The 25,444-nt window shown below is 70.7% G+C and carries 21 protein-coding genes and 1 pseudogene; 12 read left to right on the plus strand and 10 right to left on the minus strand.

Translation table 11 applies throughout. The features are described from left to right. Positions 1–29: 29 nt before the first annotated feature. Positions 30–1,097 carry an ATP-dependent DNA ligase gene (locus ABZ027_RS22310; RefSeq protein WP_356770938.1) on the minus strand — a complete coding sequence of 356 codons (1,068 nt, stop codon included), beginning with the start codon at positions 1,095–1,097 and terminating at the stop codon, positions 30–32. Between the two features lie 74 nt (positions 1,098–1,171). Between ABZ027_RS22310 and ligD the strand changes: the two genes are divergently transcribed. Beyond that, positions 1,172–2,236, plus strand: a complete 1,065-nt coding sequence (ligD, locus tag ABZ027_RS22315; protein WP_356770940.1) for a non-homologous end-joining DNA ligase — start codon at positions 1,172–1,174, stop codon at positions 2,234–2,236. Here the strand turns inward: ligD and ABZ027_RS22320 are convergent. After that, entirely contained in the window at positions 2,223–4,379 is a 2,157-nt protein-coding gene (locus tag ABZ027_RS22320; RefSeq protein WP_356771052.1) for a family 16 glycoside hydrolase, read from the minus strand. The genes ligD and ABZ027_RS22320 overlap by 14 nt on opposite strands. Before the next feature lie 71 nt (positions 4,380–4,450). Then, positions 4,451–6,880 (minus strand): ThuA domain-containing protein, encoded by a 2,430-nt coding sequence (locus ABZ027_RS22325; RefSeq protein WP_356771054.1) that lies wholly within the window; start codon positions 6,878–6,880, stop codon positions 4,451–4,453. Between the two features lie 253 nt (positions 6,881–7,133). Between ABZ027_RS22325 and ABZ027_RS22330 the strand changes: the two genes are divergently transcribed. After that, complete coding sequence (locus tag ABZ027_RS22330) at positions 7,134–8,081, plus strand: multicopper oxidase domain-containing protein (RefSeq protein WP_356770942.1); 948 nt, start codon at positions 7,134–7,136, stop codon at positions 8,079–8,081. Between the two features lie 88 nt (positions 8,082–8,169). Beyond that, complete coding sequence (locus ABZ027_RS22335; protein WP_356770944.1) at positions 8,170–9,207, plus strand: LacI family DNA-binding transcriptional regulator; 1,038 nt, start codon at positions 8,170–8,172, stop codon at positions 9,205–9,207. Between the two features lie 13 nt (positions 9,208–9,220). Here the strand turns inward: ABZ027_RS22335 and ABZ027_RS22340 are convergent, their stop codons facing one another. Next, positions 9,221–10,012 (minus strand): VOC family protein, encoded by a 792-nt coding sequence (locus ABZ027_RS22340; protein ID WP_356770946.1) that lies wholly within the window; start codon positions 10,010–10,012, stop codon positions 9,221–9,223. Positions 10,013–10,267: 255 nt separating this feature from the next. Here ABZ027_RS22340 and ABZ027_RS22345 point away from each other — a divergent pair, with 255 nt between their 5' ends. Then, on the plus strand, positions 10,268–10,513 hold the full coding sequence (locus ABZ027_RS22345; RefSeq protein WP_356770948.1) for a WhiB family transcriptional regulator: 246 nt from the start codon (positions 10,268–10,270) through the stop codon (positions 10,511–10,513). Positions 10,514–10,665: 152 nt separating this feature from the next. Here the strand turns inward: ABZ027_RS22345 and ABZ027_RS22350 are convergent, their stop codons facing one another. The 4 genes from ABZ027_RS22350 to ABZ027_RS22365 all read right to left on the minus strand — a co-directional run bounded on the left by ABZ027_RS22350 (position 10,666) and on the right by ABZ027_RS22365 (position 15,317). Then, positions 10,666–11,643, minus strand: coding sequence for an acyl-ACP desaturase (locus ABZ027_RS22350; RefSeq protein WP_356770950.1), 978 nt, complete (start codon positions 11,641–11,643; stop codon positions 10,666–10,668). A gap of 211 nt (positions 11,644–11,854) precedes the next feature. Continuing rightward, complete coding sequence (gene ddaH / locus ABZ027_RS22355; RefSeq protein WP_356770952.1) at positions 11,855–12,631, minus strand: dimethylargininase; 777 nt, start codon at positions 12,629–12,631, stop codon at positions 11,855–11,857. Between the two features lie 205 nt (positions 12,632–12,836). Beyond that, positions 12,837–14,462, minus strand: coding sequence for an ABC-F family ATP-binding cassette domain-containing protein (locus ABZ027_RS22360; RefSeq protein ID WP_356770954.1), 1,626 nt, complete (start codon positions 14,460–14,462; stop codon positions 12,837–12,839). Positions 14,463–14,900: 438 nt separating this feature from the next. Further along, positions 14,901–15,317, minus strand: a complete 417-nt coding sequence (locus ABZ027_RS22365; RefSeq protein WP_356770956.1) for an SsgA family sporulation/cell division regulator — start codon at positions 15,315–15,317, stop codon at positions 14,901–14,903. A 319-nt stretch (positions 15,318–15,636) separates the two neighbouring features. Between ABZ027_RS22365 and ABZ027_RS22370 the strand changes: the two genes are divergently transcribed. From ABZ027_RS22370 to ABZ027_RS22385, 4 genes are all read left to right on the plus strand, one after another. Then, positions 15,637–16,719 carry an oxidoreductase gene (locus ABZ027_RS22370; RefSeq protein ID WP_356771056.1) on the plus strand — a complete coding sequence of 361 codons (1,083 nt, stop codon included), beginning with the start codon at positions 15,637–15,639 and terminating at the stop codon, positions 16,717–16,719. Positions 16,720–16,788: 69 nt separating this feature from the next. Then, on the plus strand, positions 16,789–17,118 hold the full coding sequence (locus ABZ027_RS22375; protein ID WP_356770958.1) for a plasmid stabilization protein: 330 nt from the start codon (positions 16,789–16,791) through the stop codon (positions 17,116–17,118). A 55-nt stretch (positions 17,119–17,173) separates the two neighbouring features. Next, on the plus strand, positions 17,174–17,905 hold the full coding sequence (locus ABZ027_RS22380) for an endonuclease V (protein WP_356770960.1): 732 nt from the start codon (positions 17,174–17,176) through the stop codon (positions 17,903–17,905). A 96-nt stretch (positions 17,906–18,001) separates the two neighbouring features. Further along, entirely contained in the window at positions 18,002–18,148 is a 147-nt protein-coding gene (locus tag ABZ027_RS22385; protein WP_356770962.1) for a hypothetical protein, read from the plus strand. Positions 18,149–18,182: 34 nt separating this feature from the next. Here ABZ027_RS22385 and ABZ027_RS22390 read toward each other — a convergent pair whose 3' ends face one another. Then, positions 18,183–19,361: a saccharopine dehydrogenase NADP-binding domain-containing protein gene (locus tag ABZ027_RS22390; protein ID WP_356770964.1), complete on the minus strand. Its 1,179-nt coding sequence runs from the start codon at positions 19,359–19,361 to the stop codon at positions 18,183–18,185. A gap of 182 nt (positions 19,362–19,543) precedes the next feature. Here ABZ027_RS22390 and ABZ027_RS22395 point away from each other — a divergent pair, with 182 nt between their 5' ends. Further along, a complete protein-coding gene (locus ABZ027_RS22395) occupies positions 19,544–20,809 on the plus strand; it encodes a CaiB/BaiF CoA-transferase family protein (protein ID WP_356770966.1) in 1,266 nt (421 codons plus the stop codon). Here ABZ027_RS22395 and ABZ027_RS22400 read toward each other — a convergent pair. Then, positions 20,748–20,873 (minus strand): annotated as a pseudogene (locus tag ABZ027_RS22400) (hypothetical protein); the annotation flags it as partial. The gene ABZ027_RS22395 and the pseudogene ABZ027_RS22400 sit on opposite strands and share 62 nt — an antisense overlap. Between ABZ027_RS22400 and ABZ027_RS22405 the strand changes: the two are divergent. Genes ABZ027_RS22405 through ABZ027_RS22415 form a run of 3 tightly spaced genes read left to right on the plus strand, consistent with a single transcriptional unit; the run spans position 20,818 to position 25,404 of the window. Then, positions 20,818–21,948: an acyl-CoA dehydrogenase family protein gene (locus ABZ027_RS22405; protein ID WP_356771058.1), complete on the plus strand. Its 1,131-nt coding sequence runs from the start codon at positions 20,818–20,820 to the stop codon at positions 21,946–21,948. The pseudogene ABZ027_RS22400 and the gene ABZ027_RS22405 sit on opposite strands and share 56 nt — an antisense overlap. Before the next feature lie 22 nt (positions 21,949–21,970). After that, positions 21,971–23,185: an acetyl-CoA C-acetyltransferase gene (locus ABZ027_RS22410; RefSeq protein WP_356770968.1), complete on the plus strand. Its 1,215-nt coding sequence runs from the start codon at positions 21,971–21,973 to the stop codon at positions 23,183–23,185. Between the two features lie 41 nt (positions 23,186–23,226). After that, complete coding sequence (locus ABZ027_RS22415) at positions 23,227–25,404, plus strand: 3-hydroxyacyl-CoA dehydrogenase NAD-binding domain-containing protein (RefSeq protein ID WP_356770970.1); 2,178 nt, start codon at positions 23,227–23,229, stop codon at positions 25,402–25,404. Positions 25,405–25,444 lie beyond the last annotated feature (40 nt).

A 25,444-nucleotide genomic window follows, 5' to 3' on the forward strand; every position in this document is an offset into this window, starting at 1 on the left:
CGGCCACCCGCCGCAGGGCCCCGCCCGCGTCAGGGTCCGCCGAGGATCTCCGTCAGGTCGTAACGCACCGGCTCCTCCAACTGCGCGTACGTGCAGCTCTCGGGGGTCCGGTCGGGGCGCCAGCGGCGGAAACGGGCCGTGTGCCGGAAGCGCGCGCCGTTCTCCATGTGGTCGTACGCCACCTCGGCCACCCGGTCCGGCCGCAGCGCTACCCAGGACAGGTCCTTCTTGCCCGACCAGCGGCTGGGCGCGCCGGGCAGCCGGGCGCTCTCGTGCGCCGCCTCCTCGGCCCAGGCAGCCCAGGGGTGACCCGAGGCGTCCGCCATGCGCAGGGGCTCCAGTTCCCCGATCAGCTCGGCGCGCCGCTTCATGGGGAAGGCGGCGGACACGCCCACGTGCTGGAGCGCGCCCCGTTCGTCGTACAGACCGAGCAGCAGCGAACCGACGACCGGGCCGCTCTTGTGGAGCCGGTATCCGGCGACCACCACATCCGCCGTCCGTTCGTGCTTGACCTTGTACATGGCGCGCGCGTCCTGCAGGTAGCGCACGGACAGCGGCTTGGCGACGACCCCGTCCAGGCCTGCCCCCTCGTACTGCTCGAACCACTGCCGGGCCACCTCGACGTCGGTCGTCGAGGGCGCCAGGTGCACGGGCGCCGTGACCCCGGACAGGGCTTCGGCCAGCAGTTCCCGGCGGCCGCTCAGGGGGACGTCCAGCAGTGACTCGTCCGCCAGCGCCAGCAGGTCGAAGGCGACGAACGACGACGGTGTCCGCTCGGCCAGCATCCGCACCCTGGAGTCCGCCGGGTGGATCCGCTCGGTCAGCGCGTCGAAGTCCAGCCGCCCCTCCCGCGCGATGACGATCTCCCCGTCCAGCACACAGCGCTCGGGCAACCGCTCCTTGAGCGACGCCACCAGCTCGGGGAAGTACCTGGTCAGAGGCTTCCCGGTACGGCTGCCCAGTTCGACCTCGGCCCCGTCCCGGAACACGATCGCCCGGAACCCGTCCCACTTCGCCTCGTACTGCATCCCCGGGGGGATGGTCGCCACCGACTTGGCGAGCATCGGCTTCACGGGTGGCATCACCGGCAGGTCCATGCTCCGATTCTGCCCCTGCCTGTCATGGAACGCCCGGTGTGCGGGGCTTGCGAGGTAGGCCTACCGTGTCTCGCATGGGTGCAGCGGTGGAACTGGAGGCGGGCGGCCGGACCGTACGGCTGTCCAGCCCGGACAAGGTCTTCTTTCCCGAGCGCGGTTTCACCAAGCTGGACCTCGCCCGCTACTACCAGGCCGTCGGCCCCGGCATCCTGCGCGCCCTGCGCGACCGCCCCACCACCCTGGAGCGCTACCCGGACGGTGTGACCGGGGAGTCTTTCTTCCAGAAGCGCGCGCCCAAGAACATGCCCGACTGGATCCCCACCGCCCACATCACCTTCCCCAGCGGCCGCAGCGCCGACGAGATGTGCCCCACCGAGGAGGCCGCCGTGCTGTGGGCCGCCCAGTTCGGCACCCTCACCTTCCACCCCTGGCCGGTGCGGCGCGACGACGTCGACCGCCCGGACGAACTGCGCCTCGACCTCGACCCGCAGCCCGGCACCGACTACGCCGACGCCGTCCGCGCCGCCCACGAACTGCGCGCCGTCCTCGACGAGTTCGGTGGCCTGCGCGGCTGGCCCAAGACCTCCGGCGGTCGCGGCCTGCACGTCTTCGTCCCCATCGAGCCACGCTGGACCTTCACCCAGGTGCGGCGGGCCGCGATCGCGGTCGGACGGGAGATGGAACGCAGGATGCCGGACCACGTGACCATCAAGTGGTGGAAGGAGGAGCGGGGCGCCCGCATCTTCGTCGACTACAACCAGACGGCCCGGGACCGCACCATCGCCTCCGCGTACTCGGTACGGCCCCGACCGCACGCCCCGGTGTCCGCGCCCCTGCGCTGGGAGGAGGTCGGCACCGCGCACCCCCGGGACTTCGACATCGCGTCCATGCCCGCGCGGTTCGCCGAACTCGGCGACGTGCACGCGGACATGGACGACCACCGTTTCTCCCTGGAGGCCCTGCTCGACCTCGCCCGCCGCGACGAGCACGACCACGGGCTGGGCGACCTGCCCTACCCGCCGGAGTATCCGAAGATGCCAGGAGAGCCCACGCGGGTCCAGCCGAGCAGGGCGAAGAAGGGGGCGTCCGAGACGGTGGACCCGCCGAAGACACCCCCCTCGGGACCTACAGCCCCTTGACGCGGATGTCCCGGTACGAGACCACGTCCGTGGTTCCGTGCACCTGGAGTCCGATGTAGCCGGAGGCGAACCGCCGCCCGTCCGTGCCCGGGTCGTCCGAGCGGGGCGGGGTGAAGTCCTGGCCGCCGTTGTTGTCGAACTCGTTGATCAGCACACCGTTGCGGTAGATCGAGTAGTGCTGGTCGACCACCCGGATCTCGTAGTCGTTCCAGGTGCCCTTCTGGGTGACGCCGGCACCGGCGAGCCCCACCCGGTCGAAGCCGTACACCGACCCCGTCTTGTACATGTCGCCGTCGGGACGGTCGAGCACCTGCACCTCGTGCCCGTACTTGATGGCGACCCACTCCGGCCGCGACTCCTCCGGGTGGTCGAGCACCCACGGGAACCGCACGAACACACCGGAGTTGGCGTTCCCGGTGCCCGGCGCGTCGTCACGCCACTGGAGCTTGAGCGAGAAGTCGCCGTACTTGCGCTCGGGGAACCACAGCATGCCGAGCCCGTCCCGCGTGGTGCCCGAGGTGATCGAGCCGTCCGGGTTCAGCCCGAAGGAACCACCGCCCACCTGCTGCCACTTGGCGAAGGACTCCGCGGTGCCGTCCATGATGGTGCGGTACCCCTCGGTCTGGCCGGGAGTGCCGAGGCCCGACTCCCGGGCCGCCCGCTGGATCGCGGTGTACTCGCGCTGGTCGAGCACGCCCTCCTTGAGCAGCTTGTCCAGCACCGTCCTCACATGCTTGAGGAACAGCGCGTGGGACGTCCACTCCTTCTCGTCCTCGATCAACTCGTTGATCCGGCACCGGTTGTTGGTCACCCGGTTGGGCACACCCGAGTCGACCGTGCCCACGATCACCGTCAACCGCTCGTCGTACTCCGGGCAGTTGGGCGCGGGCACCCCGCCGCCGGCCGCCACCGCGAAGCTCACCGTGCGGGCAGCGGAGGTGTTGCCCGCCTTGTCGCTCGCCCGGTACGCGAGGGTGTGCGCACCGGCGCGGTCGACCACCACGGGCGCGGTGTACGCGAGGTACGGGCCGGCGTCGAGCGAGTACTCGATCCGGTCGACACCCGAACCGCCCCCGTCGGTGGCGCTCACGGTCACCCTGGCGCTGCGAACGTACGCGCCGTCGGAGTTCCGGGTGCCGTCGACGCTCACGCCCGTCACCGGCGGGGTGGTGTCCTGCGGAGCCGCCGCGACCACCGTGAACGTGACGCTCTTCTCGGCGGCCACGTTGCCCGCCTTGTCGGTGGCCCGGTAGCGCACGGTGTGCGTGCCGACCTGGTGCACCATCACGGGGGCGGTGTACGGCTGCCAGGCGCCCGAACCCACCGCGTACTCGACGGTGTTGACCCCGGATCCGGTGTCGGAGGCGCTGACCGTGACCGTGGCCATGTCGATGTACGTCCCGTCGGCGTTGCGCTCACCGCTCACCGTCGCCGAGGTCTCCGGCGCGGTCGGGTCGTCGGAGGGCGGTGCGACGACCGTGAACGTGACGCTCTTCTCGGCGGCCACGTTGCCCGCCTTGTCCAGCGCCCGGTAGCGGATCCGATGGCTGCCGACCTGGTCGACGACGACCGGCGCGGTGTACGGCAGCCACTCGCCGGTGTCGCCGACCGCGTACTGGACGGTGTCGACTCCGGAGCCGCCCGCGTCCGTCGCGCTGACCGCGACGCTCGCCGCGCCGACGTACTCACCCTTGGCGTTCTGCGTTCCGGTCACCCGGGCGGCCGTCTCGGGCGGCGTGGTGTCCGCGCCACTGCCCTCGGTCACCACCAGGATGCCCTGCATCTGCCCGTGGCCGGGAATCGTGCAGTGGTAGAAGTAGCGGCCCGGCGTGAGCGTGACCTCGGCGGTGTAACGGCCGCCCTGGTCGTCGTTGGGGTTGGCGAGGATGTTCAGCTGGACGTCGTCGTTGAACTCGGGATCGGACGTCACGAAGGTCAAGGTGTGCGGCATGCCGGTGGTGTTGCCGGTCGCCTTGCTGTTCTCGAAGACGATCGTCGCCGGACCAGCCTCCGCCGTCTTCGGCACCGAGGTGTACTGGGTGATGTCGTCGCCGGCGGTCCAGGTGAGGACCTGTGCGGCGGCCTGCTCCGGGGCCTGTCGGGTCTGCCCCGCCGCGGGCAGCGTCTGCAGCCCGAGCATCATGAGCAGCGTGGCCACCAGGGCCGTGAGGATTCTTCGTCGGTCTCGTCGGTCTCGTCGGCCTCGTGGGCGTATCACTGCGTCCCCCTCGCCAGCTGGTCGGCGGCCGGAGTGGGCCCGCCGCCCTTGTAGGTGACCCGCCACAGCGCCGACTTGGAGTCCGAGGTGAAGAAACCACGGCCGTAGTCGAGGACGTACAGGGCGCCGTCCGGGCCGAACTTCCAGTCCATGAGGTTCTTGATGCCGTCGTTGCCGATCGGCACGATCTTCTTCAGGGACTCCGAGTGGACCGGCAGACCGCCGTCACCGTGCGTCTTGGGGTCGGTGAGCACGGCGTTGCGCGGCTGGTCGGCGTCGTAGAAGTCACCGACGAACCACTTGCCGTCCCAGTAGGACGGCCACTTCGTCCCGCTGCCGCTCGACGGGTCGTAGCGGTACACGGGCCCGTTCATCGCGGCCTGCCCGCCGCCCTTGAGCCACGGCAGCCGGTAGGTGGCCTCCTCCTGCTTGTACGAGGGGACACCGTTCGCGTCGCGCGGGTAGTCCGGTGCGCCGCCCTGTGGGGAGTACCAGATGTTGTTCCCGGTGACCGGCGGCAGGTTGACCAGGCCGTCGTTGTTCGGGGACTCGTTCTTCGGGTGGTCGCAGTCGTACCAGCCGAGCGGCTGGTCGGGGTTCGGCAGGTTGCGGTCCCGGTAGGGCTGCTTGTTGCCCATGCAGTACGGCCAGCCGCGGTTGCTCGCCTTGGTGATCACGGCGAAGGTGTCGTACTTGGCGGGGCCCCAGGTCGTCGACGGCGCGCTCGCATCCGGGCCGACCCAGCCCGCGTACAGGATGTCGGTCCGCTGGTCGACGAAGATCCGCGCCGGGTTGCGCACCCCCATCGCGTAGATCTCGCCGCGCGTCTTGCCGCCGCCCTCGTCGGTCTCCTTGCCGGTGAAGAGGTTCCCGGCGGGCAGCGTGTACGTGCCGTCGGACTCCGGGTGGATGCGCAGGATCTTGCCGTTGAGGTTGTTGGTGTTGCCGGCCGTGCGGCGCGCGTCGGCGAAGGAGACGCCCTTGTAGCTCGGCTGCGGGTTGTTGCCGGAGTAACCGCCGCTGAACCCACTGGAGTTGTTGTCGCCGGTGGCGATGTACAGGTTGCCCTTGGAGTCCCAGGCCATCCCGCCGCCCGAGTGGCAGCAGCTGTGGACCTGCACCGGCCACGTGAGCAGCACCTTCTCACTGCTCAGGTCCAGCTTGTTCGTGGCCCGGTCGAGGGTGAAGCGGGAGACGCGCCGCTCGGCCGTCTGCTTGTCGCGGTCGAGCCGCGAGTGGGGTGTGTAGTGCAGGTACACCCAGCCGTTCTGCTCGAAACGCGGGTCGAGTTCGATGCCGAGCAGGCCTTCCTCGACCTTGACCAGTTCGTCGCCGCCGCCCTTGTTCCCGAAGACCGTCAACTCGCCCGCCAGGGTGACCTTCTTGGTCTTGGGATCGTAGATGTGGATCTGTCCCTTGCCCTTGCCGATGTCCGGGTTGTTCCAGTCGGTGATGACGGGCTGGGAGGAGTCGGCGCCACCCCGGCCGATGTAGAACACCCGGCCGTCGGGCGCGGTGACCAGGCCGTGCGGCTCGCCGATCTGATCGTTCTGACCGGGCTGGTTGGGCTGGGTGAGCCGCTCCGCCTGGTAATTGCCGTTGATCGTCGCCTTGCAGTCGGCCTGCGACAGCCGCGTGGTCCACAGCAGCGCGCCGCGCAGGTGGGCACGGAAGTCCGTCTCGTCGTACGACGACACCGTGCCGCCCATGCCGGTGTAGAAGGAACGCCCGCCGTCGTAGTCACGGCACCAACTCACCGGATGGTCCCAGCCGTTGGCGCTCGCACCGGGCTGGTACGTGGACTCGCGCACCCGGGCCACGGTGTGCACGTCGCCCGAGGGGTTCTTCGTCCAGTTGAACCACTGGTCAGGGCGCTTCCACTGGACGGGCAGGTCCTTGGTGGCCGGGTGCTGCCGGTCTCCCACCTCGACCGTCGCCCGCTGCACGGCCGTCGGACTGGAGGTGGCGGGACGGGCGCCGACCAGTCCGGTGAACCAGTCCGAGTACGGCTCCGCGCGGGCCGCGTCATGAATGCCGACGAATCCGCCGCCGGCCTCCATGTAGGCCTCCAGACCCGCCTCCTGCTCCGGGTCGAGGACGTCTCCGCCGCCGGTCAGGAACACGATCGAGTTGAAGCGGCCCAGTTTCGTCTCGTCGGTGAAGACCGAGGCGTCGCTCGTCGCCTCCACCTTGTAGCGCTGGTTCTCCGGGCCGGTCAGCCCGATCTTCTCGATCGCCTCGATCCCGGCGTTCACGACGGGGGACTCGTCCCCGGCCGCCGCGGATCCGTGGAAGATCAGTACGCGTACGTTCGAGCCACCCGGTGGTGACTTCACGGACATCGTTGTCAGGGGCGGCCCCGGGTCCGGGCGCGCGATGGCGGTCGGTCCCGACAGCAGTCCGGCGGCGACGGCCCCGGTGGCCACGGTGGCCACCCACGCCCGTCTTCTGATGTTTCTCGCGCCTTGTGTACTCGGCCCTCGTAAGTGCATGGGCACCTCCTCGGTCACGGCGACAGCGCCAAGGAAGCTAGACCTCTTTTCGCGGCTCGCCAATACCTATGACCGGAAAAGCGCAAACTTTGTCCTGAGTGTGGGTAAACTGCCGCGAGGCCGGTACGGTCACAGGTTCATCACAGGTGCTACTCCGCAAGTTCCGTCTCACGGTGGGGAGTTCCGCATGGACAGACGCCGATTCAACCAGCGAGTGCTGCTGGGTGGCGCGGTCGCTGCGACATCGTTGTCCCTCGCGCCCGAGGCGGCGAGCGCCGGCTCACGGGTGCGGACCGCCCCCGCCGGGGGCGAGGTCAGACACATGAAGCTGTACGCCGAGAAGCTGGCCGACGGGCAACTGGGCTACGGCCTGGAGAAGGGGAAGGCGACGGTCCCCGGACCGCTCATCGAACTCAACGAGGGCGACACGCTGCACATCGAGTTCGAGAACACCCTGGACGTGGCGGCGAGCCTGCATGTGCACGGCATGGACTACGAGATCACCAGCGACGGCACGAAGCTGAACAAGAGCCACGTCGAGCCGGGCGGCACCCGCACCTACACCTGGCGCACCCACGCGCCGGGCCGGCGCGCGGACGGCACCTGGCGGGAGGGTAGCGCGGGCTACTGGCACTACCACGACCACGTGGTGGGCACGGAGCACGGGACCGGCGGTATCCGCAAGGGCCTGTACGGACCGGTGATCGTCCGCCGCCAGGGCGACGTGCTGCCGGACCTGACGCACACGATCGTCTTCAACGACATGATGATCAACAACAAGTTGGCGCATGCCGGCCCGAACTTCGAGGCCACGGTGGGTGAGCGGGTCGAGTTCGTGATGATCACGCACGGCGAGTTCTACCACACCTTCCACATGCACGGTCATCGCTGGGCGGACAACCGCACGGGCCTGCTCACCGGGCCCGACGACCCCAGCCGGGTCCTCGACAACAAGATCGTGGGACCCGCCGACTCCTTCGGCTTCCAGGTGATCGCGGGGGAGGGGGTCGGAGCGGGCGCGTGGATGTACCACTGCCATGTCCAGAGTCACGCCGACATGGGGATGGTGGGGCTGTTCCTGGTGAAGAAGAAGGACGGGACGATTCCGGGGTACGAGCCGCACCCGCATGGCTGACGGCGCTGTCCGTGGTGCCGAGAGCGCTCTCACGTCGGTGCCGCCGCCAGGACTATCCTGAGCGGCACCCGCCGACGAGGAGCCGCACGTGCCCGAGACCGCCCCGCGTCCCACGCTGGAGGCCGTGGCCGCACGGGCCGGGGTCTCACGGGCCACCGCCTCCCGTGTGGTCAACGGCGGTGACGGGGTGCGGGAACCGCTCGTGGAGCGGGTGAGGCGGGCGGTCGAGGAACTCGGGTACGTACCCAATCAGGCGGCCCGCAGCCTGGTGACCAGACGCCACGACGCGATCGCCGTGGTCGTCGCCGAACCGGAGACCCGGGTCTTCGCCGACCCCTTCTTCGCCCTGCAACTGCGCGGTATCTCCAAGGAGTTGACGGCCCACGACAACCAGCTGGTGCTGCTGCTCACCGAGGGCCGTGACGACCACGCCCGGGTCGGCCGCTATCTCGCCGGCGGCCATGTCGACGGGGCGCTGGTGTTCTCGCTGCACCTCGACGACCCGCTGCCCGCACTGATCCGGCGGGCCGGCGTCCCGACCGTCTTCGGCGGCCGTCCCGGCTGGGACGACGGCAGCGGCGACGACGCGCCGTACGTCGACAGCGACAACCGCGGCGGCGCCCGCGAGGCCGTACGCCATCTCGTCGGCCTCGGCCGCACCCGCGTCGCCCACATCACCGGCCCCCTGGACCAGACATCGGCGGCGGACCGGCTCGACGGGTTCCGGGACGTCCTGCCCGACGCCAACCCACGGCTCGTCGTGAGCGGCGACTTCACGCCGGCCGGCGGTGAGCGGGCGATGCGGGAACTCCTCGACCGCTGCCCCGACGTGGACGCCGTGTTCGCCGCCAACGACCTCACCGCCGCCGGGGCCCTCAGGGTGCTGCGCGAGCGGGGGCGACGGGTACCCGAGGACGTGGCCGTGATCGGCTTCGACGACATGCTGCCCGTCGCCGAACAGACCGATCCACCGCTCACGACGGTCCGTCAGGACATCGAGGAGATGGGCCGGTTGATGGCCCGGTCACTGCTGCGGAACCTCGACCACCGCGACATCCCGCCGCAGGAAGACGCGCCGTCCGGTGTCGTCCTGCCGACGACACTGGTCCGCCGCGCCTCCGCGTGACCCCCGCCCGTCCCTACTGCTGCCGGGGCGGCGAGCTCTTGATCACCGCGAAGCGGGCACCGTACGGGTCGGCGAGTTCGGCGATCCGGCCGACGTCCTCCAGGTCGGTCGCGGGCAGGCGGACCGTGCCGCCCCCGTGCTGCGCCGCGCTGACCGCCCGGTCCGCGTCCGGGACCTCGAAGTACGGCAGCCAGGTCCCGGACGTCGCCCTGGCCGGGTCGTCCTCCAGTGGGACCATGCCGCCGAACATGGCCTCCGGCTCGGTCCCCTGCGGGTGGACGGTGGTGTAGGTGCCCCCGGCGAAGGTGAGGGCCGAGGTCTCCCAGCCGAACAGCGCGTGGTAGAAGCCGGCCGCCGCGGGCAGATCCCGCGTGTACAGCTCCAGCCAGCACAGCGAGCCAGGATCCCGTACGACGTCCAGGCCCTTGTTGGCCGCGGGCTGCCAGATACCGAAGGTGACCCCTGCCTGGTCGGCGAGGATCGCCACACGGCCCTGGTCCATGACGTCCGTCGGCTGCATGAGCACCGAGCCGTGCGCCTGCTCGGCCGCCTTGGCGGTGGCGTCCGCGTCCGGTGTCTGGAAATACACGGTCCAGGAGGGCGGGCCCTGTTCCGGGGTGGTCTGCATACCGCCCGCGGCTGTCCTGCCGTCGAGCTGGAAGAAGCCGTAACCGCCGGCCTCGGGCCCGCCCGGACGGAACCGCCAGCCGAACAGGTCGGCGTAGAAGGAGGAGGCGCCGTCGATGTCGGGGGTGCCGAGATCGAGCCAGTTGGGAGCGCCGGTGACATAACGGGTGGTGAGCATCGCTGCCCTCCTTTGAAGGGTCCCGTTGCCTGCACTGCCGAGTCTCGCACCGCCCGCCGACAACCGCTCGGGGTTGCGCCGAGGTGACCGGGCACCCTGGGTGACCGGCTGATCCCGGCTTGTCGTACCGCCGTCCCGCGCGCCGCCGTGCGCCGGAGCGCCCGGCCGGGTCATCATCGGTCGGCCGGAGGTCGTGGACGCGGCGTTGATCCTCCGTTGATGGAATGTTTTTCGCCGCCCGGCACGATCTCGCCCATGCAGATCGACACCATCACCCCGGCCGATTCCGCCTGGCAGACCCAGGCCCTGTGCGCGCAGACCGGCGCGGAGTTCTTCTTCCCCGAGCCGGGCAGCTCGGTACGCGAGGCGAAGCGCATCTGCGGCATGTGCGACATGCGCTCCGCGTGCCTGGAGTACGCGCTGGTGCACGACGAGCGCTTCGGCGTGTGGGGCGGCCTGTCGGAGAAGGAACGGCTGCACCTGCGGCGCGCCCGACCCTGACACGCGGGTCGCGTGCGCCCGCGGCCCCGCGGCCCTGCGACCACCCGGCCCCTGCGACCATCCGGCCCCTGCACCCGGGCCACCGCCCGGAACGACGAAGGGCCCTCGTACGGCGATGCCGTGAGGGCCCCGTCGGGCAGGAGCAGTGGTCGTCAGGCGCTCGCGCGGGCCGCCATCCGCGCCTTGCGCGCCGCCAGCTTCTCGTCGAACTTCGAGGCCTCCGCGTCCAGACCGCCCATGTACAGGCCGAGTTCCTCCTGCGCCTTGAGGCCCTCCGGGCTGAGCCCGTCGATCTCCAGGACCTTCAGGAAGCGCAGCACGGGCTGGATCACGTCGTCGTGGTGGATGCGCATGTTGTAGATCTCGCCGATCGCCATCTGCGCGGCTGCCCGCTCGAAGCCGGGCATGCCGTGGCCGGGCATGCGGAAGTTCACGACCACGTCGCGGACCGCCTGCATCGTCAGGTCGGGCGCGAGATCGAAGGCCGCCTTCAGCAGGTTCCGGTAGAAGACCATGTGCAGGTTCTCGTCGGTCGCGATGCGCGCCAGCATGCGGTCGCAGACCGGGTCACCGGACTGGTGGCCGGTGTTGCGGTGCGAGACGCGGGTGGCCAGCTCCTGGAAGGCGACGTAGGCCACCGAGTGCAGCATCGAGTGGCGGTTGTCCGACTCGAAGCCCTCGGCCATGTGAGCCATGCGGAACTGCTCCAGCTGGTCCGGGTCGACCGCGCGCGAGGTGAGCAGGTAGTCGCGCATCACGATGCCGTGCCGGCCCTCCTCGGCGGTCCAGCGGTGCACCCAGGTGCCCCAGGCACCGTCACGGCCGAAGAGCGAGGCGATCTCGTGGTGGTAGCTGGGGAGGTTGTCCTCGGTGAGCAGGTTCACGACCAGCGCGATGCGGCCGATCTCGGTGACCTTGGACTGCTCCTTCTCCCAGGCCTGGCCGTCCTCGAAGAGGCCGGGGAAGTTGCGTCCGTCGCTGAACGGCACGTACTCGTGGGGCATCCAGTCCTTGGCGACCTTCAAGTGCCGGTTGAGCTCCTGCTCGACGACTTCCTCCAGCGCGTACAGCAGCCGGGCGTCGGTCCAGGCGGAGGACGAGCTGCCGAGATGAGGGGAAGTGATCGTCACGGGTACTCCAGGGGACGTGGAACAAGTTCGGAAGCGTCCGGCGAGCGGTGCCGGTGTACTACCTACGGAATCGTAGGCTACGTATCCGTAGGTTACGAGACCGTAGGTTAAGGCGGCTGTAAAGATCCCTGATCAGCCCGGTTACCCAGGCATGACAAGCGACCGCGACACTCGCAGGTCCAGGGCCGATCGGCGTACCGGAACCGCCCGTTCAGGCGTACAACTCGCGCATGCGCACCGAGAGGCATGTCACACAGCCTTCGAGCTTCTCGAACTCGCTGATGTCGACCACGACGGTCTCGTGGCCGAGATCGGCGAGCAGCTCCGCCGTCTTCGGTGCGCTCGCCGCCATCAGCAGTTTGTCGCAGCCCAGCAGCACGACGTGCGCCCCGGACTCCTCCGGTACCGACAGGAAGCGCGGGAACAGCGACGGCTTGTCGACCTTCGGGATGTGCCCGATCACCGTTCCGTCGGGCAGCGCCGTCACGGACGACTTCAGGTGCAGCACCTTGCTCACCGGCACCGCGACGACCCGCGCCCCGAGCGGCTCGAAAGCGGCCCGCACCTGCTGGACACCGGCCGCGTTGGTGCGCCCGCCCCGGCCGACGTAGATCGTGTCGCCGATCTTCAGCACGTCACCGCCGTCCAGGGTGCCGGGCTCCCAGATCCAGTTCACCGAGCAGCCGAGTCGGGCCACGGCCTCCTCGACGCCCATCGTCTCGTCCCGCCTGGAGGCCGCGCCGGGCCGGGTGATCAGTGCGACGTTGCGGTACATGACGACGGTGTCCTCGACGAACACCGAGTCCGGGCAGTCGTCCACCGGGTCCACCTCGATGGTCTCCCAGCCGTGTTCGCCCAGGGCCTCGACGTACGCCTCCCACTGTTCGAGCGCGAGGCCGAGGTCGACCTTCTCCCGCTCGATGTGCGTCACCAGGCCTTCGGCGAGGCGGGGGCTGGGGCGGCGGACGAGGGCCTTCTTGCTGGGCACGAGGGGATCTCCGTATCGGCGGCTGTCGAGGCGCCCGTGATGCGGCGTCGATCAGCCATCATGCAGCGCCCGCGCGCACGGGCCAAACCCTCGGCGTCGGGCTGTGGCCCTCCAGGGGTCGCCGGAGATCACCCGGCCGCCGGCGGCGGCTTCGGTGAGGGTGATCCCGTCGGGCGACTGTCCCAGGTCAGGAGGGGCACGTCTGTCAGGAGGGGTACCAGTCGGCTTCCTTCGTGACGTCTTTCAACTCTCCGTCTTCCAGCAGCAGGCGGCGGGTGATGCCGATCGACTCCAGGAACGGCAGGTCGTGACTGGCCACGATCAGCGCTCCCTCGTACGACGCCAGGGCGGTCGTCAGCTGCCGCACGCTCGCCATGTCCAGGTTGTTGGTCGGCTCGTCCAGCATCAGTAACTGCGGCGCGGGCTCCGCCAGCATCAACGCGGCCAGCGCCGCCCGGAAGCGTTCGCCGCCGGAGAGGGTCGCCGCCCGCTGGTCGGCGCGGGCGCCCCGGAACAGGAAGCGGGCCAGCCGGGCCCGGATCCGGTTGTTGGTGGCGCCGGGCGCGAACCGGGCCACGTTCTCGGCGACGGTCAGCTCGCCGTCGAGGACGTCCAGCCGTTGCGGCAGGAACCGGAGCGGGACATGGGTCCTCGCCTCGCCCGAGACCGGCTCCAGTTCCCCGGCGATCGTCCGCAGCAGCGTCGTCTTGCCCGCGCCGTTGCGCCCGATCAGCGCGATCCGCTCCGGACCGCGCACGTCGAAGCCACCGGCCACCCGCGCCCCGTACGCCAGCTCCAGATCCAGCAGAGTGAGGACGTCACGGCCCGGCGGTACCGCCGTGTACGGCAGTTCGACGCGGATCTCGTCGTCGTCCCGGACGGCCTCCACCGCCTCGTCGAGCCGCTCCTTCGCGTCGGCGAGCCGCTCCTCGTGCATGATGCGGTGCTTGCCCGCGGACTCCTGTGCCGCGCGCTTGCGGGCCCCCATGACGATCTTCGGCTCGCGCTTCTGGTCCGTCATCTTCTGGCCGTAGCGCTTGCGCCGGGCCAACTTGACCTGGGCGTCGACCAGTTCACGTTTCTGCTTCTTCAGGTCGTTCTCCGCGACCCGCACCATCCGCTCGGCGGCCTCCTGTTCGGTGGCGAGCGCGTCCTCGTACGCCGAGAAGTTGCCCCCGTACCAGGTGATCTCCCCGGCGCGCAGGTCGGCGATCTGGTCGACCAGGTCGAGGAGTTCGCGGTCGTGGCTGACCACGACCATGACGCCCGGCCAGGACGCGACGGCCGCGTACAGCCGCCGACGGGCGTACAGGTCGAGGTTGTTGGTGGGTTCGTCGAGCAGCAGGACGTCCGGTCGGCGCAGCAGCAGGGCGGCGAGCCGCAGCAGGACCGACTCGCCGCCCGACACCTCGCCGACGGTGCGGTCCAGGTCGATGTGGCCGAGCCCGAGTTCGCCGAGGGTGGCGAGGGCCCGCTCCTCCACGTCCCAGTCGTCGCCGACCGTCTCGAAGTGCTCCTCGGCCACGTCACCGGCCTCGATCGCGTGCAGCGCCGCCCGCCGCTCGGCGATGCCGAGTGCCTCGTCGACCTTCACCGTGGTGTCGAGGGTGACGTTCTGCGGAAGGTAGCCGACCTCGCCCGCGACGCGTACGGCGCCGTCGGCGGGGGTGAGCTCTTGGGCGATCAGCTTCAACAGGGTTGATTTTCCTGACCCGTTGACACCGACGAGGCCGGTGCGGCCGGGCCCGAAGGAGGCGTCGAGGCCGTCGAGGACGGGGGTGCCGTCGGGCCAGGCGAAGGCGAGCGAGGTGCAGGTGATGGAGGTATGCATACGGGGTCTCCGCGGTTGCTCGAAGCGATCAGGTGCAAGCGCGTATGGAGACACCTGCGACCGACGGGGGAGAGTCCCGGGGCATGAGAGAGGCCCTGTTCCACAAACGGAGGACGGCTCGAACGCCGAGGTCGCACACAGCGCACACACCTCAGGTGTGTGGCCTGGTGTCTCAGAACCTCAGACGAGCAACGTCCTACTCCTATCGGCGGCAACAGAACCGCTGAACACGTTAGGTAAGGGCGCTGACGGCTGTCAACGGATTAACGACGCGGGCGGCGGCGGCCGTCGCTCACGGATCGGACGGGACGCCGAACAAGCCTCGGCCCCGCTCGCCCCGGCGTGGGAGCCGCTGCCGGACGCGTTCGAGCAGGGTGAACCCGACGCGCGGCTGGTACGGGGAACCGGGGAGCCGGGCGGGCGTCGGGAGTGGACGGCTCAGCAGGCGTCCCGCATCAGCTCCGCCAGGTCGTGGTCCAGGTTCAGCTGCAGGTGCTCCAGGCCGACCGGCACCAGCTCGGCGGTCGCCTCAAGGAACGTCCGCAGCTCGCCGGAGCGGACGTGGACGACGGCGGTGCCCTCGGGGGCGTGGAACTCCAGGACGGTGCGGTCGTAGCCGTACGGCCGCACCCGTACGTCGCCGTGGCCCTCGGGCCCCCGGAGCCCGGCGCTCAGCAGCTCGCGGCTGAAGGTCCAGCAGACCTCCACGCCCTCCAGGGTGGCGGGGGCAGGGAAGGTCATACGGACGGCGAACGGGTCACGTCGGTCGTAGTGCAGTGTGGCGGGGATGCTCGGCATCCGTGGCGAGGCGGCGACGAGACGGGCCTCGACTGGCTGATCGATGACGATGGACAACGCCTTGCTCCCTTGTGGACGGCGGGACGGACTTCCGGGGATGAGGCCGGGCACAGGAAGAGACGCCGGAATGACTCAATCCGTGCACACCCATATCGAGTGACCTCTGTCACCGTGTTCATTCACGCAAGTGATCCAGCTCATCTCATGGGTTGCGAGGGGCACTTGTGGCGAGTGCGGCAAACCCGCACAGGGCGGACGCGGGCCTCTGGACCGGCGCCTCGGCGGTGGGCTAGCTTCGCCCGCCATGAGGCGCTTGGGGATCACGCGACGCATGACAGGTACGACCCGTCCGACCCGTATGACACGTACGACACGTATGAGCCGGGTGGCCGCGGCGGGGGCCGCCTACGCGGCGGCAGTGGCCGTCCTGACGGCGGTACCCGCACAGGCGCAGGCACCGGACGGCCCGGCCTCACTGGGTCGGACGCCGCACTGGGAGGCCAAGGGCACCGACAGCCCCCAGGTCCGTTTCCGGGGCCTGGCGGCCGTGGGTCGGAGCACCGCGTGGGTCGCCGGGACGCAGGGGACCGTGCTGCGTACCACCGACGGCGGGGCGAGCTGGCGGAACGTCTCGCCGCCAGGGGCCGCGGAGCTGCAGTTCCGGGACATCGAGGCGTTCGACGCGCGAAGGGCCGTGGTGCTGGCCATCGGCGAGGGCGAGGCGTCCCGGGTGTACCGGACCGAGGACGGTGGCGCGACCTGGACCGAGTCCTTCCGCAACACCGACGCGAAGGCCTTCTACGACTGCCTCACCTTCTTCGACCGACGCCACGGCCTCGCCATGAGCGACCCGGTGGACGGGAAGTTCCGCATCCTGTCGACCGCTGACGGCGGCCGTACCTGGAAGGTGCTGCCGAACGCCGGGATGCCGGCCGCGCAGGAAGGTGAGGCGGGGTTCGCGGCGAGTGGGCAGTGCCTGGTCTCCTCGGGCCCCCGGGACGTGTGGCTGGCCACCGGCGGGGCCGCGCGCGCACGGGTACTGCACTCCGCCGACCGTGGGCTGACCTGGACGGCGTCCGACACGCCCATCCCGGCGGGCGACCCGGCCCGCGGTGTCTTCGCGCTCGCCTTCCGCGACCGCGCGCACGGTCTCGCCGTCGGCGGCGACTTCACCGCGGGCCTGCCCTCCCCGCGGGCCGCGGCCCGCACCGGCGACGGCGGCCGTTCCTGGCGGCCCGCCGCCGAGCTGCCGCCCGCCTACCGCTCCGGCGTCGCCTGGCTCCCGCACAGCCGCACCGCCGCCCTCGCCGTCGGCCCGACCGGCACGGATCTGACGACGGACGGCGGGCGCTCCTGGCGGACGGTCGATACGGGCTCGTACGACACCGTGGACTGCGCGCCCGACCTGGGCTGCTGGGCGGCCGGTGAGAAGGGGCGGGTGGCCCGCCTGGAAAACTGACGCCGATGGTGTGCCGTGGGGGCCGGAATCCGGGTACCCGTTCACCGAACGTGAGAGGAGTGAGCGAACATGCCCAGTGGTTCCAGCTCCAAGCGGGAACGCCAGTACGAGCACATCAAGGAGAGCGCTCAGGACCGGGGCGAGAGCACCGGGCGCGCCAAGGAGATCGCGGCGCGCACCGTCAACAAGGAACGCGCTCGGTCCGGCGAGTCGAAGACCGCCAGCCGTACGTCCACCCAGGACATGTCGTCCGGTAAGCGCGGCGGCCAGCGGTCGGGCAAGGGCTCCCAGGGCCCCACCTACGACCAGCTCTACCAGGAGGCCAAGCAGCGGGGTGTCAAGGGCCGTTCGGACATGAACAAGAGCGAGCTCAAGCGCGCGCTGGGCGGCAAGAGCTGACCCTGGCGACCCAGGTGCCCCCACGGCCTGCGGGAACCGTACGCTCGTCACCACCATGACGACCGTACCCATTCCCGCGGGCTGGCCCGCGACCGAGGCCGAGGCCCGCGCGGTCCAGGACGAGCTGCGGGGGCGGGTGGTGCTCGACGAGCCGGGCCCGCAGCCCGGCACCGGCCGGGTGACCGGCGTCGACGTGGCCTACGACGACGCGCGCGACCTGGTGGTGGCCGCGGCCGTCGTCCTGGACGCGATTGGCCTCACCGTCCTCGCGCAGGCCACGGCCGTCGGCAGGGTGTCCTTCCCCTACGTGCCCGGCCTGCTCGCCTTCCGTGAGATCCCCACGGTCATGGCCGCCCTGGACAGGCTGCCATGCCCGCCCGGCCTGGTCGTCTGCGACGGCTACGGCCTCGCCCATCCGCGCCGTTTCGGGCTCGCCAGTCACCTCGGCGTCCTGACCGGACTGCCCACGATGGGCGTCGCCAAGAATCCCTTCACCTTCACCTACGACGATCCCGGCGCCCGGCGCGGCAGCGCGTCCCCGCTGCTGGCCGGCGGCGGCGAAGCCGACGGTGACCAGGCCGGGGGCCGGATCGGCGGCGAGGAGGTCGGCCGCGCCCTCCGCACCCGGGACGGCGTCAAACCGGTCTTCGTCTCCGTCGGCCACCGCGTGAGCCTCGACAACGCCTGCGCCCACACCCTCGCGCTGGCCCCGGAGTACCGTCTGCCGGAGACGACCCGCAGGGCCGACGCGCTGTGCCGCGCGGCGCTCCGGGACGCGACCTCCTGACGGCCGCTTCGTCATCTGAGTACCTGGATCTGAGTACCTGGATCTGAGTATCTGTACGGATGCCGGCCCGCCGTCCCGGTCGGCAGGCTGTACCGCATGACGACGCACCGAGCCCCCAAGCCCCTGTCCGACCCGACCCGGCCCGTCGAGCGTGCGGTGACGGGTGCGCTGGTCCTCGCCGTGGCGCTGGGGCTGGCCTGGATCGGCGGGATGATCTACACCGTGCTCGGGTGGTCGCTGTAGGACCGGGGCGGGGCCTACGCACCCATGAGACCCCCTAGCGGCTCGCCGCCACCCGGAACGTGATCCCCGCCGACCGCAGCCGTTCCAGCAGCGCGTCGCCCATCGCGACCGTCGGGGTGACCTGACCGGCGCTCGGCGGCAGGTCGTCGAAGGCCAGACAGAGCGCCGCCTCGGCGAAGATCTTCGCCGTCTCGCCGTAGCCGGGATCCCCGCCCGCGACCTCGGTGAACACGCGCCGTCCGCCGCCCTCACCCACGAAGCGGATCCGGAACCAGCTCTTCGCGCGCTTCTCGGGGCCGGGGCCTTCTCCCGGCTTCACCCGGTCGGACAACCAGCGCCGGGCGGGCGACAGTTGGGCCGCCGCGAGCAACGCCGCCACCGCCGCGACCCCGCCCACCGCGACCGGTAGACGCCGGACGGCCGCGTACTGCCGGTAACGGAAGTCGGGCCCGTAGCGTTCCAGCGCCGTCGCGGACCGGCGCACGATCTGCGGGTCGATCGTCGGCAGCGGCAGCGCCCACGCGTCGACCTCCGGCGCGAACCGCGGCGCGCCGGCCGGGGCGCAGGTCCGCCGTCCGACCAGCCTGGGCTCGTGCCGCCTCCGTTCCCGCGCGGCGGCCACCACCTGCCGCCCGCGCGCGAACTGGTTGAGCGCCGAGGCGAACGTACCGCCCGAGAAGGCCGCGTCCATGCTCACGAACCCGTCCACCGTCAGGGGCACACCCTCAGGAAACTGCCCGACCGTGAAGTACACGCCCAGGTCGTGGGGCACCGAGTCGAATCCGCACGCGTGCACCAATCGGGCGCCCGTCTCACGCGCGCGTGCGTCATGACGGACGTACATCAGGTCCACGAACTCCGGCTCACCCGTGAGGTCGAGATAGTCCGCGCCGGTGTCCGCGCACGCGGCGACGAGATCCTCGCCGCACGTCGCGTAGGGGCCCACCGTCGTGGCCACCACGCGGGCCTGCTCGGCGAGCGCGCGCAGTGAGGCCGGGTCGGACACGTCCGCCCGCAGCACCCCGACCTCCGTACCGCCGGGCAGCCGCTCGCGCAGCTCCCGGAGCTTCGCCTCGCTGCGTCCGGCGACGGCCCAGCGCAGCCCCTCGGGCGCGTGTGCGGCGAGGTACTCCGCCGTCAGCGTTCCCACGAACCCGGTGGCCCCGAAGAGGACGACGTCGTAGGGACGGTCTGTCTTGTTCAGCCTGCTCATGACACCCCTCGGTCTGGCCTGCGCGCCGTTGTCGGTGGCCGAGGCTAGCGTGAGGAGGGTGCGGTCCGACCGGGAGGCCGCCACACTTGTCTAAGCGCTTGCTCGCCGGGTCTTGTGCCCGGTGCCACGTCTTCTTAGCATCGTTGGTGTTACAGCAGTTGTGTCACGACCGAGGGGGCTGAATGGCAACGACGCCAGGACCGGGTCCGCTCAGTGGTGTACGCGTGGTCGAGCTGGCCGGCATCGGGCCCGGTCCCTTCGCCGCCATGCTCCTGGCCGACCTGGGCGCCGACGTGGTGTGCGTGGACCGGCCCGCGGGTTCCGGCCTCGCGGTCGACCCGGCCTACGACATCACCCACCGCAACAAGCGCTCGGTGATCGTGGACCTGAAGGCCCCGGACGGCCCGGCCCGCGTCCTGGACCTGGCCGAACACGCCGACATCCTCGTCGAGGGCTACCGCCCCGGAGTCGCCGAACGTCTCGGCGTCGGCCCCGAGGCCTGCCACACCCGCAACCCCAAGCTGGTCTACGGCCGGATGACCGGCTGGGGCCAGGACGGACCCCTCGCCCCGCGTGCCGGCCACGACATCGCGTACATCGCCGTCACCGGCGCCCTCGGCATGATCGGCGCCCCGGACCAGCCCCCGGCCGTCCCCGCCAACCTGCTCGGGGACTTCGCGGGCGGCTCCCTCTACCTCGTCGTCGGCGTCCTCGCCGCCCTCCACCACGCGCGCGCCACCGGCACCGGACAGGTCGTCGACGCCGCCATCGTCGACGGCACCGCCCATCTCTCCGCGATGATCCATGGCATGCTCGCCGCCGGTGGCTGGCAGGACCGGCGGGGCGCCAACCTCCTCGACGGCGGCTGCCCGTACTACGGGACCTACGAGACCGCCGACGGCGGACACATGGCGGTGGGCGCCCTGGAACCCCAGTTCTACGACCTGTTCCTGCGGCTGCTCGGCCTCACGGACTTCGCGGACGCCCGCAAGGACCGGACCCGCTGGAGCGAACTGCGCGAGGCGGTCGCGGCCCGGTTCAGATCCCGCACCCGCGACGAGTGGACGGAGGTCTTCGAGGGCACCGACGCGTGCGTGGCGCCCGTCCTGTCGCTGCGCGAGGCCCCGCACCATCCGCACCTCGCCGCGCGCGGCACCTTCGTCGACCACGGCGGCATCACCCAGCCCGCACCCGCGCCGCGCTTCTCGGCGACGCCGACCACCGTCCGTACGGACCCCGCGCGGCCGGGCGCCGACACCGCGGAGGTGGCACGCGACTGGGGCGTACCCGGCCTCTTGACGGGCCTTGAAGCGAAGGGCCCTGAAGCGAAGGGCCCTGAAGCGAAGGGCCCTGAAGCGAAGAGCATCGAAGCGACGCATCTCGAAGCGACGCATCTCGAAGCGACGCATCTCGAAGCGACGCACCTCGAAGCGAAGGGCATCGAATGAAACGGCAGCTGTTCGCCCCCGAGCACGAGGCGTTCCGGGAGACCGTGCGTGCCTTCCTGGCCAGGGAGGTGCTGCCGTACTACGAGCAGTGGGAGAAGGACGGCATCGTCTCCCGCGAGGCCTGGCGGGCGGCCGGCAAGCAGGGCCTGCTGGGGCTAGCGGTGGACGAGGAGTACGGAGGCGGCGGCACCGCCGACTTCCGTTACAGCGCCGTCCTCGCCGAGGAGTTCACCCGCGCGGGCACCCCCGGACTCGCCCTCGGCCTGCACAACGACATCATCGGCCCGTATCTCACCTCCCTCGCGACCGAGGAGCAGAAGCGGCGCTGGCTGCCCGGCTTCTGCGACGGCACGCTGATCACCGCCATCGCCATGACCGAACCGGGCGCCGGCTCCGACCTCCAGGGCATCAGGACGCACGCCGCGGACCAGGGCGACCACTGGCTGCTCAACGGCAGCAAGACGTTCATCTCCAACGGCATCCTCGCCGACCTGGTGATCGTGGTGGCGAAAACGACACCTCAGGGCGGCGCCCACGGCCTCTCCCTGCTGGCCGTCGAGCGCGGCACGGCGGGTTTCGAGCGCGGCCGCAACCTCGACAAGATAGGCCAGAAGGCCCAGGACACGGCCGAGTTGTTCTTCCACGACGTCCGCGTCCCCAAGGAGAACCTGCTCGGCGAGCGCGACGGCGCCTTCGGCCACCTGATGACGAACCTCGCGCAGGAGCGGCTGAGTATCGCCGTCGCCGCGATCGCCGCCGCCGAGCACCTGCTGGAGATCACGACCCGGTACGTCAAGGAGCGCGAGGCCTTCGGCCGGCCCCTGGCGAGCAAGCAGCACGTCCGGTTCGAGGTGGCCGAGATGGCCACCGAATGCGCCGTCACCCGAGCCTTCCTCGACCGCTGCATCGCGGACCACTCCGACGGCGCACTCGACGCCGTGCACGCCTCCATGGCCAAGTGGTGGGCGACCGAACTGCAGAAACGGGTCGCCGACCGCTGCCTGCAACTGCACGGCGGCTACGGCTACATGTCGGAGCACCCCGTCGCCCGGGCCTTCACCGACGGCCGCATCCAGACCATCTACGGCGGGACGACCGAGATCATGAAGGAGATCATCGGCCGTTCCCTGCTGGGCTGACCCTCCCCGAAAGGCTGGACCTGTGAGCACCGAAGCGTACGTGTACGACGCGATCCGCACCCCGCGCGGCCGCGGCAAGGCGAACGGCGCCCTGCACGGCACGAAGCCCATCGACCTGGTCGTCGGACTCATCCACGAGATCCGCGACCGCTTCCCCGACCTCGACCCGGCCGCCGTCGACGACATCGTCCTCGGTGTCGTCAGCCCGGTCGGTGACCAGGGCTCCGACATCGCCCGGACCGCCGCCATCGCCGCCGGGCTGCCGGACACCGTGGCCGGCGTACAGGAGAACCGCTTCTGTGCCTCGGGTCTGGAGGCCGTCAACATGGCTGCCGTGAAGGTTCGTTCGGGCTGGGAGGACCTCGTCCTCGCGGGCGGCGTCGAGTCGATGTCCCGGGTGCCGATGGCCTCGGACGGCGGCGCCTGGTTCAACGACCCGATGACCAACCTCGCCGTCAACTTCGTGCCCCAGGGCATCGGCGCCGACCTCATCGCCACCATCGAGGGCTTCTCCCGGCGGGACGTCGACGAGTACGCGGCCCTGTCGCAGGAGCGCGCGACCACCGCCTGGAAGGAGGGCCGCTTCGACCGGTCCGTCGTCCCGGTCAAGGACCGCAGCGGCCTCGTCGTCCTCGACCACGACGAGCACCCGCGCCCGGGCACCACCGCGGACTCCCTCGCCAAGCTGAAGCCGTCCTTCGCGGACATCGGCGACCTCGGTGGCTTCGACGCCGTGGCCCTCCAGAAGTACCACTGGGTCGAGAAGATCGACCACGTCCACCACGCGGGCAACTCCTCCGGCATCGTCGACGGCGCCTCGCTGGTCGCGATCGGCTCCCGGGAGGTCGGCGAGCGCTACGGCCTGACCCCGCGCGCGCGGATCGTCTCCGCCGCCGTCTCCGGCTCCGAGCCCACCATCATGCTCACCGGCCCCGCCCCCGCCACCCGCAAGGCCCTCGCCAAGGCCGGGCTGACCATCGACGACATCGACCTCGTCGAGATCAACGAGGCCTTCGCGGCCGTGGTGCTGCGCTTCGCCAAGGACATGGGCCTGTCTCTCGACAAGGTCAACGTCAACGGCGGCGCGATCGCCCTCGGGCACCCGCTGGGCGCGACCGGCGCCATGATCCTCGGCTCGCTCGTCGACGAACTGGAGCGCCAGGACAAGCGGTACGGCCTCGCCACCCTCTGCGTCGGCGGCGGCATGGGCATCGCGACCATCGTCGAACGCGTCTGAACCCCAGCGGCTTTCAAGAGACTTCTACGGAGACCCTCGCCATGACACAGAGCACCACCATCCGCTGGGAACAGGACCGCACGGGTGTGGTCACCCTCGTCCTCGACGACCCGAACCAGTCCGCGAACACCATGAACGAGGCGTTCCGTGACTCCCTCGCGGTCGTCACCGACCGCCTGGAAGCCGAGAAGGACACCGTCCGGGGCGTCATCTTCACGTCCGCCAAGAAGACCTTCTTCGCCGGCGGCGACCTGCGCGACCTCATCCGCGTCACGCCCGAGACCGCGCAGGACCTCTTCGACGGCGGCATGGCGATCAAGCGGAACCTGCGCCGCATCGAGACCCTCGGCAAGCCGGTCGTCGCCGCGATGAACGGCGCGGCCCTGGGCGGCGGTTACGAGATCGCCCTCGCCTGCCACCACCGCATCGCCCTGGACGCGCCCGGCGCCAAGTTCGGCTGCCCCGAGGTCACCCTCGGTCTGCTCCCCGGAGGCGGCGGCGTGGTCCGTACGGTACGCCTGCTGGGCATCGCCGACGCGTTGCTGAAGGTCCTCCTGCAGGGCACCCAGTACAGCCCGCGGCGCGCCCTGGACAACGGCCTGGTCGACGAAGTGGCGGCCACCCAGGAGGAGCTGCTCGCCAAGGCCCGCGCCTTCATCGACGCCCACCCCGAGTCCCAGCAGCCCTGGGACAGGCCGGGCCACCGGATCCCCGGCGGCACTCCCGCGAACCCCAAGTTCGCCGCGAACCTGCCCGCCTTCCCGGCCACCCTGCGCAAGCAGACGGGCGGCGCCCCCTATCCCGCCCCGCGGGCCATCCTGGCCGCCGCGGTCGAGGGCTCCCAGGTCGACTTCGAGACCGCGCAGGTCATCGAGGGCCGCTACTTCGTCGAGCTGGCCGCGGGCCAGACGTCGAAGAACATGATCCAGGCCTTCTTCTTCGACCTCCAGGCCGTCAACTCCGGCGCCAACCGGCCGGGGGGCGTCGAGCCGCGCCAGGTCCGCAAGGTCGCCGTCCTCGGCGCCGGGATGATGGGCGCCGGGATCGCCTACTCCTGCGCCCGCGCGGGGATCGACGTGGTCCTCAAGGACGTGTCGCTGGAAGCGGCCGTCAAGGGCAAGGCGTACTCCGAGAAGCTGTGCGCCAAGGCCGTCTCCCGTGGCCGTACCACCCAGGACAAGGCCGACGCGCTGCTGGCCCGGATCACGCCCACGGCCGACCCGCAGGACCTGGCGGGCTGCGACGCCGTCATCGAGGCCGTCTTCGAGGACACCTCGCTCAAGCACAAGGTGTTCCAGGAGATCGAGCACGTCGTCGCGCCGGACGCGCTGCTGTGCTCCAACACCTCCACCCTTCCCATCACCGCGCTCGCCGAAGGTGTCGAACGCCAGGACGACTTCATCGGGCTGCACTTCTTCTCACCCGTCGACAAGATGCCGCTCGTCGAGATCATCAAGGGCGAACACACCGGCGAGGAGGCCCTGGCGCGCGCCTTCGACCTGGTCCGGCAGATCAGGAAGACACCGATCGTCGTCAACGACTCGCGCGGCTTCTTCACCTCCCGTGTCATCGGGCAGTTCCTCAACGAGGGTGTGGCGATGGTCGGCGAAGGCATCGAGCCCGCGTCGGTGGAACAGGCGGCGGCTCAGGCGGGCTACCCGGCCAAGGTCCTCTCCCTGATGGACGAACTGACGCTCACACTCCCGCGCAAGATCCGGGGCGAGACGAGGCGGGCGGTCGAGGAGGCGGGCGGCACCTGGACCGCGCACCCCGCCGAGGCGGTCATCGACCGCATGGTCGACGAGTTCGGGCGCACCGGACGCGGCGGCGGGGGCGGCTTCTACACCTACGGGGAGGACGGCAAGCGGACCGGGCTGTGGCCGGGCCTGCGCGAGCACTTCACCCGCGAGGGCGCCGAGATCCCCTTCGAGGACATGCGGGAACGCATGCTCTTCTCGGAGGCCCTCGACACCGTCAGGCTCCTCGAGGAAGGCGTCCTCACCTCCGTCGCCGACGCCAACATCGGCTCCCTCTTCGGCATCGGGTTCCCCGGCTGGACCGGCGGCGTCCTCCAGTACATCAACGGCTACGAAGGGGGCCTGCCCGGCTTCGTAGCCCGCGCACGGGAACTCGCCGAGCGCTACGGCGAGCGGTTCACGCCTCCCACGCTGCTGGTGGAGAAGGCGGAGCGGGAGGAGACCTTCCGCGACGGGAGCTGAGCGTTCGGGGCGGGTGTGGGCGCGGGGACGGGAGCGGGGG

The sequence above is a fragment of the Streptomyces sp. NPDC006332 genome (assembly GCF_040612855.1).
Lineage (GTDB): Bacteria > Actinomycetota > Actinomycetes > Streptomycetales > Streptomycetaceae > Streptomyces.